1 protein-coding gene is annotated in these 553 nt (G+C 69.6%); it reads left to right on the forward strand.

The genetic code is table 11. From position 1 onward, the window contains the following. A partial coding sequence (locus LJY25_RS21150; protein WP_227610435.1) for a PKD domain-containing protein occupies positions 1 to 553 on the forward strand: 553 nt, incomplete at both ends.

Genomic DNA, 553 nt, shown 5'->3' on the forward strand with positions numbered 1-553 from the left:
GGCGTAAGCCAGCAGGGCAGCCGCTACGTCTTCACCCCGCCCGCCACGCCCGGCTCCTACGCCCTGACCTACGCCACCACCAACGGCGCCTGCTTTGGCTCGGCCCAGCGCCGCTTCACCGTGCTGCCCACCCCCACCCCCGCCGCCACGCTCACCAACGCCGTCTGCCCGGCCCTGCCCTCGGTCAACGGCATCGCCCCCTACCAGGCCCAGTTCCAGAACAGCTCGCTCAACGCCGTGCAGTTCAGCTGGGACTTCGGCGACGGCACGACCAGCTCGGAGCAGAACCCCACCCACCTCTACCAGCAGCCCGGCACCTACGCCGTGCGCCTGACGGCGGCCAACAGCCTGGGCTGCCCGGTCAGCAGCCTGGTCAGCACCGTGACCGTGGTCCAGGCCCTGGTGCCCAACATCATCACCCCCAACGGCGACGGGCTGAACGACACGTTCCAGCAGCGCTTCAGCTGCCTGCCCACCGAGCTGAGCGTGTACTCGCGCTGGGGCCAGCGCGTGTTCTACAGGGCCGACTACCACAATGACTGGGATGCCAAGG

Origin of the sequence: Hymenobacter translucens (assembly GCF_020685205.1) — a bacterium.
Classification (GTDB): domain Bacteria; phylum Bacteroidota; class Bacteroidia; order Cytophagales; family Hymenobacteraceae; genus Hymenobacter; species Hymenobacter translucens.